This is a genomic window from Rhizobium sp. BIGb0125, assembly GCF_024810055.1.
GTDB lineage: Bacteria > Pseudomonadota > Alphaproteobacteria > Rhizobiales > Rhizobiaceae > Agrobacterium.
In genome coordinates, this window is record NZ_JANUDV010000003.1 from 642,436 (window position 1) to 656,931 (window position 14,496).

Annotated in this window: 16 protein-coding genes; 9 read left to right on the plus strand and 7 right to left on the minus strand. The window is 56.5% G+C overall.

Annotated features, from left to right (window positions below):
- Positions 1-29 precede the first annotated feature (29 nt).
- A complete protein-coding gene (locus tag M2418_RS11460; protein ID WP_192491233.1) occupies positions 30-437 on the plus strand; it encodes a hypothetical protein in 408 nt (135 codons plus the stop codon).
- Between the two features lie 382 nt (positions 438-819).
- Here M2418_RS11460 and M2418_RS11465 read toward each other — a convergent pair whose 3' ends face one another.
- Positions 820-1,107, minus strand: a complete 288-nt coding sequence (locus tag M2418_RS11465) for a DUF1127 domain-containing protein (RefSeq protein ID WP_259146551.1) — start codon at positions 1,105-1,107, stop codon at positions 820-822.
- Positions 1,108-1,201: 94 nt separating this feature from the next.
- Between M2418_RS11465 and M2418_RS11470 the strand changes: the two genes are divergently transcribed.
- From M2418_RS11470 to M2418_RS11505, 8 genes are all read left to right on the plus strand, one after another.
- Positions 1,202-2,620: a PLP-dependent aminotransferase family protein gene (locus M2418_RS11470; RefSeq protein WP_259146553.1), complete on the plus strand. Its 1,419-nt coding sequence runs from the start codon at positions 1,202-1,204 to the stop codon at positions 2,618-2,620.
- A gap of 6 nt (positions 2,621-2,626) precedes the next feature.
- Complete coding sequence (locus M2418_RS11475; RefSeq protein ID WP_259146555.1) at positions 2,627-2,788, plus strand: hypothetical protein; 162 nt, start codon at positions 2,627-2,629, stop codon at positions 2,786-2,788.
- A gap of 153 nt (positions 2,789-2,941) precedes the next feature.
- Positions 2,942-3,496 (plus strand): acyloxyacyl hydrolase, encoded by a 555-nt coding sequence (locus tag M2418_RS11480; RefSeq protein WP_259146682.1) that lies wholly within the window; start codon positions 2,942-2,944, stop codon positions 3,494-3,496.
- Positions 3,497-3,802: 306 nt separating this feature from the next.
- On the plus strand, positions 3,803-6,037 hold the full coding sequence (purL, locus tag M2418_RS11485; RefSeq protein ID WP_259146557.1) for a phosphoribosylformylglycinamidine synthase subunit PurL: 2,235 nt from the start codon (positions 3,803-3,805) through the stop codon (positions 6,035-6,037).
- A gap of 18 nt (positions 6,038-6,055) precedes the next feature.
- A complete protein-coding gene (locus M2418_RS11490; protein ID WP_192491229.1) occupies positions 6,056-6,289 on the plus strand; it encodes a BolA family protein in 234 nt (77 codons plus the stop codon).
- Between the two features lie 7 nt (positions 6,290-6,296).
- The gene (locus M2418_RS11495) at positions 6,297-6,560 is read left to right on the plus strand and encodes a hypothetical protein (RefSeq protein WP_250982608.1); all 264 of its coding nucleotides are present in this window, start codon (positions 6,297-6,299) and stop codon (positions 6,558-6,560) included.
- A 158-nt stretch (positions 6,561-6,718) separates the two neighbouring features.
- The gene (gene grxD / locus M2418_RS11500; RefSeq protein ID WP_259146559.1) at positions 6,719-7,054 is read left to right on the plus strand and encodes a Grx4 family monothiol glutaredoxin; all 336 of its coding nucleotides are present in this window, start codon (positions 6,719-6,721) and stop codon (positions 7,052-7,054) included.
- Between the two features lie 138 nt (positions 7,055-7,192).
- Positions 7,193-8,398: a multidrug effflux MFS transporter gene (locus tag M2418_RS11505; RefSeq protein ID WP_259146684.1), complete on the plus strand. Its 1,206-nt coding sequence runs from the start codon at positions 7,193-7,195 to the stop codon at positions 8,396-8,398.
- 340 nt (positions 8,399-8,738) lie between these two features.
- Here M2418_RS11505 and M2418_RS11510 read toward each other — a convergent pair whose 3' ends face one another.
- The 6 genes from M2418_RS11510 to M2418_RS11535 form a co-directional block, all read right to left on the minus strand.
- On the minus strand, positions 8,739-9,563 hold the full coding sequence (locus M2418_RS11510) for an inositol monophosphatase family protein (protein WP_192491226.1): 825 nt from the start codon (positions 9,561-9,563) through the stop codon (positions 8,739-8,741).
- Between the two features lie 15 nt (positions 9,564-9,578).
- The gene (locus M2418_RS11515; RefSeq protein WP_192491225.1) at positions 9,579-10,409 is read right to left on the minus strand and encodes an inositol monophosphatase family protein; all 831 of its coding nucleotides are present in this window, start codon (positions 10,407-10,409) and stop codon (positions 9,579-9,581) included.
- Between the two features lie 14 nt (positions 10,410-10,423).
- On the minus strand, positions 10,424-11,332 hold the full coding sequence (gene ttcA, locus M2418_RS11520; RefSeq protein ID WP_250982610.1) for a tRNA 2-thiocytidine(32) synthetase TtcA: 909 nt from the start codon (positions 11,330-11,332) through the stop codon (positions 10,424-10,426).
- A 76-nt stretch (positions 11,333-11,408) separates the two neighbouring features.
- Positions 11,409-12,338: a glutaminase gene (locus M2418_RS11525; protein ID WP_250982611.1), complete on the minus strand. Its 930-nt coding sequence runs from the start codon at positions 12,336-12,338 to the stop codon at positions 11,409-11,411.
- Between the two features lie 330 nt (positions 12,339-12,668).
- Positions 12,669-13,487, minus strand: a complete 819-nt coding sequence (locus tag M2418_RS11530; RefSeq protein ID WP_259146563.1) for a ChbG/HpnK family deacetylase — start codon at positions 13,485-13,487, stop codon at positions 12,669-12,671.
- Positions 13,484-14,476: a glycosyltransferase family 2 protein gene (locus M2418_RS11535; RefSeq protein WP_259146565.1), complete on the minus strand. Its 993-nt coding sequence runs from the start codon at positions 14,474-14,476 to the stop codon at positions 13,484-13,486. Before M2418_RS11535 ends, M2418_RS11530 begins: the two co-directional genes overlap by 4 nt.
- Positions 14,477-14,496 lie beyond the last annotated feature (20 nt).

A 14,496-nucleotide genomic window follows, 5' to 3' on the forward strand; every position in this document is an offset into this window, starting at 1 on the left:
TTTTTTCTCTTCTCATCAAGGTTGCACCCATGACCCGCCTGCCCCTTCGCTATGCTCTGAGTTTTGCCAGCGTTACGGCAGCCATGGTCGCATTAAGCGCCTGCCAGTCTGAACGAAGCACTCCGGCCCCTGCCAGCCAGGCAGCCCTGCCGACCATGGAGCGCGTTGCGCTTGGTGCCAATGCCTGCTGGTTCAAAAGCGGTGATCCGGCGTTCAAGGCTTACCGCCTTGCTCCGGAGCTGAATTCCTTCTCCGGCCGTCCACGCATTTTGCTGGTACCACGCAACAGCCCGGAATCCCGGCCAATGCTGGTTGTCGAAGCTGAAGGCTCGCCCGCCAAGCTTCAGGCCTATGGCCCCGTCATGAACGAGGCCCATGCTTCGCGTGTTGCCACAGACGTCAAGCGCTGGGCAGCGGGCGGCAAAGGCTGCTCATAATAAGAAAACCCAGCTGCACAGGTTGGGAAAAAGGATGCAGTGGGCCTGCCCATTGGCTTATCGTCCATATGTATTGGCTTCCGGGACGAAAAACCGATTGATGGCAGTAAACGTGTTGCACGCCTCCCGAACATTCGCCCGGGCGACATGCGTGGATATGGCGTTCACGGAAAATACGGCACTGCCTACAGCGGCTTGATGCTGCTGGCGTCCACATTCCTGTACTTGTCACAAAAATCCGAGAATGCGCGCTGAACCTGGCGCGTCACGGGCTGATCAGTCAGATGACATCAGCCCTATGGAATTCTGTGAAAAGCACAGGAATGAAAGACCAGATTGTACCGATTGTTGACCTGTAATGTGTGTATCCATTCAATGACAATCACACCAGAAAGCGGGATTTTGCGCTTTCATTGCGCGCCTGCGACCGGCTGATGCCAATATCAAGCAACTGCTCATCGGTCAGTTCTCTCAAAGCAAGGCGGCCGGCCCGCTTGATGTGCCAAGTGCGGATGGCAGCCAGAAAACGGCCAAATACATGGTTTGGCGCAGCAATTGTCAGTGGTGTGGGATCAACCATGTCACCATCGTCACGGAAGACATATTCCCGCGTATAGCTGTCAGGGTACATTGTATCTATTGTTGATAGGTATTGATCCATCTTGCGCATAATTGCACCTGTTCACCTTTAATTGTTCGGGGTCATTCTCTGCGACAATAAATACAATTGACTCACACACAGGTACAATGCTTAAATTGTCACCATGACAAATTGGCTCCCCAATCTCTCCACAGGCACCGGCCCGCTATACATGCGTCTGGCCGACCATATCGAAACCGCCATTTCGAATGGCGAGCTGGCGGCAGGCACAAAGCTGCCACCGCAGAGAAATCTCGCTTATGATTTGGGCGTTACCATTGGCACCGTCAGCCGGGCATATTCCCTGGTGCATGAGCGTGGTCTCGTCAGTGGCGAGGTTGGGCGTGGCACCTATGTAAACAGCCGCCACACCCCGACACCGTCTGTCCATATTGGGCAGGCCGCCAACACATCAAATGCTGCCGTCTCGGCTGTCGAGACGAAACAACTTTCCAAGCTGGACACCACGGCAGCGCCGACGGTTGGGCAAGGTGTGCTGATCGAGCGGCATCTATCCGACATCATGGCGGAGCGTGCCGCGCAGGTTGCCAGTTATGCCCGGGACTTTCCGGAGGAATGGTCGGTCGCCGGTGCACGCTGGTTGGCGCAAAATGGCTGGACCCCAAGCCCTGAGAACATCGTGCCGACGATTGGCGCACATGCCGCGGTGATGGGTATCATCGGTGCCGTCACCTCCCCGGGCGATCGTATTGCCTTTGAGCACCTGACCTACTCGCAGATCAGCCGCAGCGCCGCGCTTGCCGGACGACGTATTGCGCTGGTGGACTCTGACGAAAACGGCATCATACCCGAAGATTTCGAACGGGTCTGTGCGCAGCAGCACCCGAAGATGATCTTCCTGATGTCGTCGGGCCAGAACCCGACCTCCACCACGTTGCCGTTGGAGCGCCGCAAGGCCATTGCCGACATTGCCCACAGGCACAATGTCTGGATCATTGAAGACAATCTTTATGGCGCCATGTGCCGTGATGACATTCCGCTGATTGCCCAACTGGCGCCGGAACAGACATTTCTGGTGGGCAGCCTGTCCAAGTCGGTTGCCGCCGGTGTTCGCGGCGGCTGGGTTGCCTGTCCGCCGCACTTCGGCACACGGGTGCGCACCGCCCACAAGATGATGACGGGCGGCCTGCCCTTTCTACTGGCCGAGCTCTGCGCCCGGCTGGTGCTGAGCGGTGATGCCCATCGCATCCGCCAGGACTGTATTGCCGAGGTCAATGCGCGTGAGCAGATGGTTCGGCAGATCTTTTCCGGTCTGGAGTTCAACTCCAATCCCGACATTGCCTTTGTGTGGCTGAAATTGCCCGAACCCTGGCTTTCCGGCACGTTCCGTAATGCAGCCCGCAAGGAAGGCATTTTGATTGACGATGAGGATGAGTTCAAAGCCGGACGCTCCGAGAAGGTCTACCACCGGGTGCGCATCAGCTTTTCTGCGCCCAATACCCGCGAAGAGCTGGCCCGCCACCTGCACACCCTGCGTCGCCTGCTGGACAATGGTTCTGTGAGTTATGACAGTATGGCCTGAGGCCGGATGACGGGTGCTGCCCTGCAGTACAAACTTGAGTATTTCGAGCCCTTTGCGCTTCACGACCGTTTGCTGAAAATCCGCTCATCCCATGGCGCAAATACCCCGGGTGAAGCGAAACTGGCGCGTGCATGGCTGGAAGAACTTTTACAAAACTCAGAGGTCTAAAACGGGTCTTTGGGCTTGAGAGTCTTTTCGGCAACAGTACCGAGAATTAGAAATTCGCTCCCTTTACCTTCCGTTAAAATATGTCACGTTCCCGTGAAACCTTGTCTGGGAACGATTCGTATGGGCAGTCAGCAATTTGCAGATGCCAAGGCAATGATTGCCAAGGTTCTTACCTCCTGTGCTCTTCTTCTGCCTCTGGCTTCCATTGCCGATGCCGCTGAGGGCAACATTTTCGACGAATTGCGCTTTGGTGCGACGACATCAGTGTCCAGCAGCCATAATGGTGAAGACGGCGTCTTTCCGGCTCTGACCGTCTATTTCGACCCGTTTGACAGTGCGACGGCCGCCACATTTTCTGACAAGCTGCTGCGCCCACGTGTGCATTTGGGCGGTGAAATCGGCACTGAAGGGTCTGCCAACACCGTTTATGGCGGCATCAACTGGACGCTGGATCTGAATGAAAAGATCTTTCTCGACCTGGGCTTTGGCGGCCTCTGGCACGACGGAAACCTGAGAAACACCGGCTCTGAAACCGGCGCGCAGCTTGGCTGTCGTTTCCTCTTCCGCGAATATGCGGCCGTCGGTTACCGCATCAATCAGAACTGGAACATCTCCACGCAGATTGAACATGCCTCCCATGCCAATCTCTGCGACGGCCCGAATGACGGCATTACTCGCGCTGGCCTGATGCTGGGTTACAGATTTTAACAAGAGCGGCCATAGTAGAAGGCAACCTTCTTTCTCAACGTCATCCTAGGGCTTGTCCCTAGGATCTGATCACGTTGCGATCGTCGTTGAGGGCTTGGAATGTCGGGACAAGCCCTGACTTGACGAAGGTCGATTGAAAACGCTGTCTTTCCGACGCAGACACACCCTACGGGCGGCTGCCATCTATAATTGCCCTGTCCAAAACTCTGCATTTGGTGGGTAATCGATACATTTTCCTGTCGCACCAGACTGTATCTTGCGCTAAAGAACCGGAAACTTCCTACCGGCTCGAACCTCGTGAGACCTATGGCTATTCCTAATCACATCCAGATCACCCCGGAACTCGTTGCATCGCATGGCCTCAAGCCCGATGAATACCAGCGCATCCTCGAATTGATCGGACGCGAACCAACCTTTACCGAGCTTGGCATTTTCTCGGCAATGTGGAACGAGCACTGCTCTTACAAGTCCTCCAAGAAGTGGCTGAAGACGCTGCCGACCACAGGCCCGCGCGTTATTCAGGGTCCGGGCGAAAACGCCGGCGTTGTCGACATTGATGATGGCGACTGTGTTGTCTTCAAGATGGAGAGCCACAACCACCCATCTTACATCGAGCCTTATCAGGGTGCAGCCACCGGTGTTGGCGGCATTCTGCGTGACGTGTTCACCATGGGTGCCCGTCCGGTTGCCGCCATGAACGCGCTGCGTTTTGGTGCGCCTGACCACCCCAAGACCCGCCATCTAGTGTCCGGCGTTGTTGCTGGCGTTGGTGGTTACGGTAACTCCTTCGGCGTGCCAACGGTTGGCGGCGAAGTCGAGTTCGATGCCCGTTACAACGGAAACATTCTGGTCAACGCTTTTGCGGCTGGCCTTGCCAAGTCTGATGCCATCTTCCTGTCGGAAGCCAAGGGCGTTGGCCTGCCTGTCGTTTACCTCGGCGCCAAGACCGGCCGTGACGGCGTGGGCGGTGCGACCATGGCATCGGCAGAATTTGACGAATCCATCGAAGAAAAGCGCCCAACCGTTCAGGTTGGCGACCCCTTCACTGAAAAGTGCCTGCTGGAAGCCTGCCTTGAGCTGATGAAGACCGGCGCAGTTATCGCCATTCAGGACATGGGCGCCGCCGGTCTGACCTGCTCGGCCGTGGAAATGGGTGCCAAGGGCAATCTGGGCATCGAGCTCATTCTCGACCAGGTGCCTGTGCGCGAAGAAAACATGACCGCCTATGAGATGATGCTGTCCGAAAGCCAGGAACGCATGTTGATGGTTCTGGAGCCTTCCAAGGAAGAAGTTGCCAAGGCAATCTTCATCAAGTGGGGTCTGGACTTTGCCATCGTTGGCAAGACCACTGATGACCTGCGTTTCCGCATCATTCACAGCGGCGAAGAAGTGGCCAACCTGCCGATCAAGGAACTGGGCGATGAGGCTCCAGAATATGATCGTCCATGGACACCGGCCAAGGTTCCGGCTCCACTTGCTGCCAATGACGTGCCACGGGCCGATATTGCCGATGCGCTGGTCAAGCTGGTCGGTTCGCCAAACGGCTCTTCCCGTCGCTGGGTTTACGAGCAGTATGACACACTGATCCAGGGCAACTCGCTGCAGCTTCCTGGCGGTGACGCCGGCGTTGTGCGCGTTGAAGGCCATTACAGCAAGGCACTGGCCTTCTCGTCTGACGTAACGCCACGTTACGTAGAGGCAGATCCGTTTGAAGGCGGCAAGCAGGCTGTTGCAGAATGCTGGCGCAACATCACCGCCACTGGCGCTTTGCCGCTGGCTGCCACCGACAACCTGAACTTCGGCAACCCGGAAAAGCCTGAAATCATGAGTCAGCTGGTTCATGCCATCAAGGGCATTGGCGAAGCCTGCACCGTGCTGGAGTTCCCGATCGTGTCCGGTAACGTGTCGCTTTATAACGAGACCAACGGTCAGGCGATCCTGCCAACCCCGACCATCGGTGGCGTTGGCCTGCTCAGCGACTGGGCAAAGATGGCCCGCATCCGTTTTGCTGCGGAAGGCGAAGCCATTCTGCTGGCTGGCGCACCAAAGGGCTGGGGCACGCATATTGCGCAGTCCACCTACATGCGTGACATTCATGACCGTATTGACGGCCCTGCTCCGCATGTTGATCTGGCCAAGGAAAAGAAGGTCGGCGATTTCGTTCGCGCGCTGATCAATGATGGTCTTGCGACCGCCGTTCACGATTGCTCTTCGGGTGGTCTCGGCGTTGCCGTTGCCGAAATGGCAATTTCTTCCGGCATTGGTGCGACTGTAAACCAGCCTGAAAACAACGATCCGGTTCTTGCCTTCTACGGCGAAGACCAGGGCCGTTATGTTTTGACCATCGCTCAGGATAACGCTGAAACCGTTGCACAGCGTGCAAAGGAAGCTGGCGTTGAGTGCCCGGTTATCGGCAAGACCGGTGGTAGCGAAGTATCACTTGGAAGTGCAAAGCCTGTGGCGATTAAGCAATTGCTTTCCGCCCATGAATCATGGTTCCCTGACTTTATGGATGGGCCATCACTGGCCGCAGCAGAATAAGAAAAGGGAGCTGACACCATGCCAATGAACCCCGGCGATATTGAAGACATGATTAAAGCCGGAATTCCCGGCGCAAAGGTGACGATCCGCGATCTGGCTGGTGACGGCGATCACTACGCCGCTGAAGTCGTGGCGGAAGCCTTCAAGGGAAAAAGCCGTGTGCAGCAGCACCAGATGGTCTATGATGCCCTGAAGGGCAACATGGGCGGCGTGCTGCATGCCCTTGCCCTGCAAACTTCGGCCCCGGATTGAGAAAACCATGGCAAGCCTGATTGAAGAGGTCATTTCCGGCGTGGTGAAAAGCGCCATGTCGGAAATTCTTAAAAAGACAGGTGTGAAAACAACAAAACGGACCCGCCGGAAAACCCGCAGCAAATCTGTTGCGGGCAGTCTGGCGGAGACGATACTGGAGAGTGCGTTGGGCGGCGCGAAAAAAACCGCCAAACCCAAACGCCAGCCAGCCCGCAAACAAACCAGCAAACGACGCACCGCTGCATCACGCAGCAAACAGCGCAGTGTTTGATTTTACGCAAACCTGCTGTCGCGCATGTTGGTATGCACCCCAGGCATAAGAGGCCTTTGCATTTTTTCAGCTTCCGCGCTGGAAAAACGACACCAAAGTGTTATCTAGTCGGAATATCAAAGCAGCGGCTTTTGAACCGCGTGTGAAAGGAAATGGCCATGAGCGATATTAACGCAGTGATCGACAACGAAGTGAAGAGCAACGATATCGTTCTGTTCATGAAGGGTACACCGCAGTTTCCACAGTGTGGTTTCTCCGGTCAGGTCGTTCAGATTCTTGACTATATCGGCGTAGAATACAAAGGCATCAACGTGCTTGCCGATGCTGACCTGCGTCAGGGTATCAAGGATTACTCCAACTGGCCGACCATTCCTCAGCTTTACATCAAAGGTGAATTCATCGGCGGCTGCGACATCATCAGAGAGATGTTCCAGTCGGGTGAACTTCAAAGCCAATTACAAGAACAGGGTATCGAGGTCCGCGGCGCGGCCTGATTTTTGCCGGGGTTCTCCACCCCGACACCCGATTGTTATGAAGTAGCAAGGCGTTGCATTCTGCAACGCCTTTGCCGTTCTTTTGGGAATATTTCTGTGACAAATCCTTCACAATCCGGCAATCCGGTTTTGAAATCCATGGGCAAAGTGGAGTTCATCGGGCTTGCTGCCATGTTGATGGCACTCAACGCACTTGCCATCGACATCATGCTTCCGGGCCTGCAGGAAATCGGTGCAGCACTTGGCGTGATCAATGAAAACCACCGCCAATATGTCATTTCGGCCTATCTTCTGGGCTTTGGCATTGCACAGCTGGGCTACGGCCCGATCTCGGACCGCTATGGCCGTCGCAAGCCAATGCTGTTTGGCCTTGGCATCTATGTCGTCTCGTCCATTGCTGTGGTGTTCGTGCCCTCCTTTGCGGGCGTGCTGGCACTGCGCTTCATTCAGGGCATCGGTTCTGCCGCCACCCGCGTCATCACCATCTCCATCGTTCGCGACGTTTACGGCGGCCGTCAGATGGCGGAAGTCATGTCGCTGATCATGATGGTGTTCATGGTTGTGCCGGTTATTGCACCGGGTACCGGCCAGATCGTTCTGCTGTTTGGTGACTGGCACCTGATTTTCGTGTTCATGGCTGTCATCGCCGTGATCGTCGGCGCGTGGATGTATTACCGCCTGCCGGAAACCCTGCATCCGGAAGACGTGCGTCCCTTCACGGTCAAGTCGGTTCTCAACGGCTTCAAGATCGTTCTGACCAACCGCATTGCCCTCTGTTACACCCTGTCCAGCACCTTCATCTTCGGTGCGCTGTTCGGCTTCATCAACTCGGCTGAACAGGTCTACAAGGGTGTGTATGAGCTTGGTCAGTGGTTTGCAGTGGCCTTTGCTGGCGTTGCGCTGTTCATGGCGCTGTCGTCGTTCATCAATGCCCGTCTGGTTGGCCGTTTTGGCATGCGCAGACTGTCGCATGGTTCGTTGATCGGCTTTATCGTCATCACCTTCGTATGGCTGCTCATTCAGATCTATGGCCCACAGCCAATGCCATTTGCACTGTTCATCGTGTTGTTTGCCTTGGCGATGTTCCAGTTCGGCTGGATCGGCTCCAACTTCAACTCGCTGGCCATGGAACCGCTTGGCCACGTTGCCGGTACGGCATCGTCCGTCATCGGCTTCATGGGCACGGTTGGCGGTTCGCTGATCGGTGCATTGATCGGCCAGTCCTTCGATGGCACTGCCCTGCCAATGGTCGCTGGCTTCTTTATCGTCTCGCTTATTGGTCTGGTGTTCGTGCTGATCGGTGAAAAGGGTCAGCTGTTCCATCCGCACAACAAGCCGATCTGATACGGCTTCCCCTTACCCCCGTGCCCGCCACGGGGGTAAAGAACGCAAACATGCCGCACAAGCAAAAGGCGCCGCTTGGATAAAGCGGCGCCTTTTTTTTATGTTGAATGTGATGTTTTCCGGGACGTGTGTTTTCTGGCGTCCATCCACTCCCGAGGACCTCATTCCTGTGCTCGTCACAGGAATCCAGGCCAGCCCAAGTCATCGGGCTGAAAAGACTCTTTCGTCGCGCAGACGCGCGACAGCTGGATGCCTGTGACAAGCACGAGGCATGAGGGTCGAAAGCAAAAGGCGCCGCTGTCATCCAGCGGCGCCTTTTTTTATCCATACGTCCTGTCGATCAAACCGTGAAGATGTGGTTCTTGAGCAGGTTCCAGGAATCCTTGTCCGGTGCCAGCAGCAAGCCGCCATCCACATGGCTTGGCAGGTACGGCGAACCATCCAGGCGCGCCGCATAGGCGCCAGCTTCCTGCGAGATCAGCGTGCCGGCCAGGTGGTCCCATGGCATCAGCTTGTTATACATCAGGAAGTGCATGTGGCCGCCGCAGAACACGCGGTATTCATGCGCTGCGCAGCGATAGCTGGTGAACAGGCGTACATCGGCCAGATTAACGAGGATCTTGCGGCGGGTCTCAATGTCGAAATAGCCTGTATTGGCAATGCCGACCATCTGCGACAGTTCCGGTGCCGGAGACACGTGCATCTGCGTCTGGTTGCCATCCGGCGCGCACAGCCATGCGCCAGAGCCCTTTTCGGCGATCAGCCAGTCATTGCCCAATGGATCGAAGATGATGCCGGCAACAGTCTCGCCCTTGGAGATGACGCTCATCATCACACCGAACAGCGGCAGACCGGAGGCAAAGTTGAAGGTGCCGTCAATCGGGTCGACCACCACGGCCAGATCGGCCTCACCCAGCTTGCCGAGCAGCGACGGATCGGCAGCCACGGCTTCCTCGCCCACGAACAGCGCGTTGGGCATGATTTCCGCCACGCGGTCCCGGATCAGCCGCTCGGCTGCTTCGTCCGCTTCGGTGACGAGGTCAATGGCCTCGGTCTTCATGCGAACGTCGCCTTCACCGAGATTGCGGAACCGCGGCATGATTTCCACGGCTGCGGCTTCCTGAAGCGTGTTTGCAAGCGACGCTATGTCGAGTTCGAGGGACATTGCCATTCCTTTCAGCTACCAGATACCTAAAATCTCGCGCCGTATCATCTTCCAGCTTTCCTTGTCGGGAGCGGACAGAATACCGCCGGAAATCTCTCCGGGGCGATAGGGCGTACCATCCAGCTTTACCGTGTAACCGCCAGCTTCCTGATGTACGAGAACGCCGGCAAGGTGGTCCCAGGGCATCAGCTTTTCGTGGCCGATAAAGTGGATCTTGCCTGTCGAGGCAAGCCAATATTCATGTGCAGAACAATTGAGCGACAGCGCCATGCGTATCTTGGCCATGTTTGCGGCAATGACCGGGCGTCGCTCCAGCGTGGCGTGGCCCCAGGCGTAGATGCCAACCATCTCGTCCAGCGCCACAGGGGCTGCCACGCGGATTGGTGTCACCTCGCCGCTGCGGCGGTGGAAATGCGCGCCTGCGCCTTTTACCGCCACCAGCGTGTCGCCCATAACCGGATCATGGATGATACCGGCGACCGTCTCGCCCTTGACGGTGACGGCCAGCAGAGACCCGAAAGCGGCAAGACCCGAGGCAAAGTTGAACGTGCCGTCGACGGGATCAATTACGAAGGCCAGATCCGCATCGGCCAGTGCCGGCACAACGGAAGGATCGGCATCATAGGTTTCTTCGCCGACGATATGGGCGTCCGGATAAAGCCTGCGAATAGCCGCGGTAATGCGCTTTTCCGTCTCGATATCCGCTTCGGTCACCAGATCGATGGACGAGGTTTTTTCGGCGACCGACTGACTGTCGGGATTTCTGAAACGGGGAAGGATTTCGGTTGCTGCGGCATCGCGCACGGTCGCAACCAGGAATTCAATGTCTTTATCAAGAAGGGACATAAAGCGACGTTTCTTTAAACAGGTGGGTTCGTTTCCCTATCCGCGTTAGATGACGCTTCCGTGACACCCAGCATCGAAAAATCAAACAGTTTTGTATCCAGCAAATGCGAGGGATTAACGTGGGCCAGCGCCCGCAACATCGTGTCCTTGCGGCCCGGCATGCGCCGTTCAATATCGGCCAGCATGTCCTTCATGGCATTGCGCTGCAGACCATCCTGAGAGCCGCACAGATCGCATGGAATGATCGGGAACTGCATGGCCGTGGCAAACTTGGCCATATCGTCTTCGGCGCAATAGGCCAGTGGCCGCAAGAGCATCAGATCGCCTTCGTCATTCAAAAGCTTTGCCGGCATGCCCGCCAGGCGTCCGCCATGGAAAAAGTTCATGAAGAAGGTTTCGAGAATGTCTTCGCGGTGGTGGCCAAGCACCAGTGCATCACAGCCCTCTTCGCGCGCAATGCGATAAAGGTTGCCGCGACGCAGACGCGAACAGAGCGAACAGTAGGTGCCGCCATTCGGCATCTTTTCCTTCACCACCGAATAGGTGTCGCGGTATTCGATGCGGTGTTCCACGCCAATCGATGCCAGATATTCCGGCAGAATGTGTTTGGGAAAGTTCGGCTGGCCCTGATCGAGATTGCAGGCCACCAGATCGACCGGCAGCAGGCCGCGCCATTTCAGGTCCATCAGCAGCGCCAACAGGCCATAGCTGTCCTTGCCGCCCGACAGGCCAATCAGCCAGCGCTTCTGGCCTTTCAGCATGTCAAAATCTTCAAATGCCTGGCGGACATTGCGCAACAGGCGCTTGCGCAGCTTGTTGAAGGAGACCGACCGTGGCGCATGCGCAAACAGCGCGTGCGAGGAAATGTCCTCAGCACCATCCTCGACGTCATCGACGGAATTCATGTCTGTCGCAATATTCATGGGACGATTGCACTTTCGCTAATTCGGGCGCTAATACGGGCTGTCCTCCAGCCAATGCCTGCATATTCCGGCAAGATCAAGCCCCGAATACCGACCAGCCTGTCTGGTTGGCCAGCATTTCCAGCGCTGCGGAGCCAAGCGCGGAGTTGCCGACCTTGTTGAGGCCGGGCGACCACACCGCAATCGATGCCTTGCCCGGCGCAATGGCAAGAATGCCGCCGCCAACGCCGCTCTTGCCTGGCAGGCCGACAGAATAGGCAAAGTCGCCGGACCCATCATAATGGCCGCAAGTCAGCATCAGCGCGTTGATACGTTTTGCCCGTCGCGCCGATACGACCGTATGGCCGCTGAGCGGATTTCGGCCCTGATTGGCCAGAAACAGCCCCGCCCGTGACAGTTGGTGACACGTCATGGCGAGTGCACATTGATGGAAATACACGCCCAGCACATTTTCGACCGGGTGATGCAGATTGCCAAACGAGCGCATGAAATTGGCCAGCGCATAATTGCGGTAACCGGTGGCATTTTCCGACTTCGCGACCGCATTGTCGATGATGATGCTGTCATCATCGGCGACATACTGCACAAAGCGCAGCAACTCACCGATTGCTTCGCGCGGCTGGTGGCCGGCCATCACGATATCACTGACGACGATCGCACCGGCATTAACGAAGGGATTGCGTGGAATGCCCGCCTCATGTTCCAACTGGACGATGGAGTTGAAGGACGATCCTGATGGTTCACGCCCTACCCGGTTCCACACGGTTTCACCAGCCTTGCCGAGCGCCAACGTCAGCATGAAAACCTTGGAGATACTTTGAATGGAAAACGGCACCTCAGCATTGCCGGCGACGAATGTTTCGCCTTCAACGGTGGTGACGGCAATGCCAAACTGCTTGGGATCGACCTTGGCGAGCTCAGGAATGTAGTCGGCTACCTTCCCCTCACCCAATCTTGGCACCATCGCATCATAAATGCGGTCAATGATCAGCTGAATGTCCTGCATGCCCAAGCCTTTGTTCGCCAGTGTCACTACGGTTCTGTTGGCTACATCAAAAGCAAAATCAATGCCACTATCGCGTGAGGATGAATGCGGAATCCTTTCTGCGCGATTTGGTCAGATGTGCGGAGACCTGTCACAGGGCATCAAAACTCCTGGGGTTGAGATATTCGATGCGCGTTCTCACACGCGCCCCTCTTCTCTGTGCTTGTCACAGAGAAGAGGGGCGCGTGTGCGCGGCATAAAACCTTTTCAGCCCGAAGACTCGGGCTGGCCTGGATTCCTGTGACATCCCTCGGGCAAGCCCGAGGACAGGAATGAAGGAAAAAGTGGAGACTAAACCCGTCTCTCCAAAGCAAACGGCAGTTCCATCTCCAGCAGGCGCAGCTCTTCTGCGCGCGCACCGGTCAGCGGGTCGCGGGCTTGCAGAACGTCATCAACATAACCGGGGTGGCACATCATGACGCTGCCATTACGAACACGACCGTTCAGGACCGAACTGAACTTTTCCGCCTGTTGCCAGTCATAAAAGCCGCAGAGCGGGCCGTGCACCAACAAACCGGCACTGCGCATATCACCATCAAAACCGCGCGCCAGCCCGGCCACGAAACAGGTTTTCAGGCCAATCTTTACACCTTGCGAAAAATCGACTGCCGGTGCGCCACGCAGCCATGGCTTCACATCACCTTGGGCAAGCGTTTGAGAGCGGCTTACCAGCCATGCCCTTACCGGCGGCAGGAAATGCACATGCTGATGGCCATCGAGATAATGCGGCAAATGCCCCATCTCTTTGGTGAAGGCTGCAAGCTGCGAGTCCAATTCGGCATGCACCTGCGCGGTAAACTCTGCCGTTGGCCGCAACGCGCCAAGGATCAGCTCTTTCAGCGGCAGTAACCTGCCATCTTTGCTGATGGCGGGTGCATCGGTCAGAGGTTTGAAATCGGTCAGCGTCAGGTGAATGCCGGCAAAGACATCGCTATACCTCTGACACTCTTTCAGCTTTATCGCCTCAGAGGGCCATTCCGGAAACAAAGTCATGCAGCCGGTGCCGGATAGATTGCCCTTTGATATCAGGTGGCGAATGCCATCGCTGACGGCCGGTGACAGGCCATAATCATCAGCAACCAAAAACACCTTAGTGTCCGCCATGCTCATGGCGTTTGTTTTTCAGCGGACTGCGCGGCCTTGTCCAGCGTCTTGATGTCGCCTGATCTATGCACGCGGCGCACCAGATACAGCGGGCGATCCTTGGTTTCGGCAATGCCAACCCAGATATATTCGCCGAGCAGGCCAAGCAGCGCCAGATTGAAGCCGCCGAGCACCGACACCGCCACCATGAGGCTTGGATAACCGGGAACCGACACGCCGTAAAACAGCACTTCAAAGACGATCTTCAGGCCATAGAAAATGCCGCAGATACCAACCAGCGCACCAATGATCGATACCAGCCGCAAAGGCAGCGCCGAAAACGAGGTGATGCCCTCCAGCGACAAGGACAGCAGCGACAGGTTGGACCATTTGGTAGCTCCATGCTGGCGCTCGTCCGGCACGTAACCAATGGCCTTCTGGCGGAAGCCTGCCCAGGCGTATAGCCCCTTGTTGAAACGGCGACGGTCGCGGATATTCAACATCGCCTCGACAACCGGGCGGCGCATGACGCGGAAATCGCCAGCATTTTCCGGCACGATAAAACGCTGACGGAAATTGATCAGCCAGTAGAACAGATGAACGGCGGCCGCCTTCTTCATCGATTCCTGCAGGCGGTCATCACGTACCGCATAAACCGCATCGAGATTTTCGTCGGCCGTCAGCTGCGAAATCATGTCGAGTGCGACAGTCCATGGGTGCTGCATGTCGGCATCCATAATCATCACAAGATCGCCCCTGCACTCTTCCAGACCGGCAAACACGGCAACTTCCTTGCCGAAGTTGCGGCTGAGTTCGACGATGCGCCAGGTGCCCGGCATTGACGTGATGTAGCGTGTCACGCTGTCATCAGTGCTGCCGTCATCGACCAGCACCACCTCGAGATCGAGATCGAATTTTTCACGCAGTTCCCCCGCCACCTTTTCAATGAAGGTGGTGAATGCCGGCACGTTTTCCCGTTCATTTAAAAACGGTACGATGAGTGAAAAAAGAGCCATGCCCCGATCCCGTTACAAAA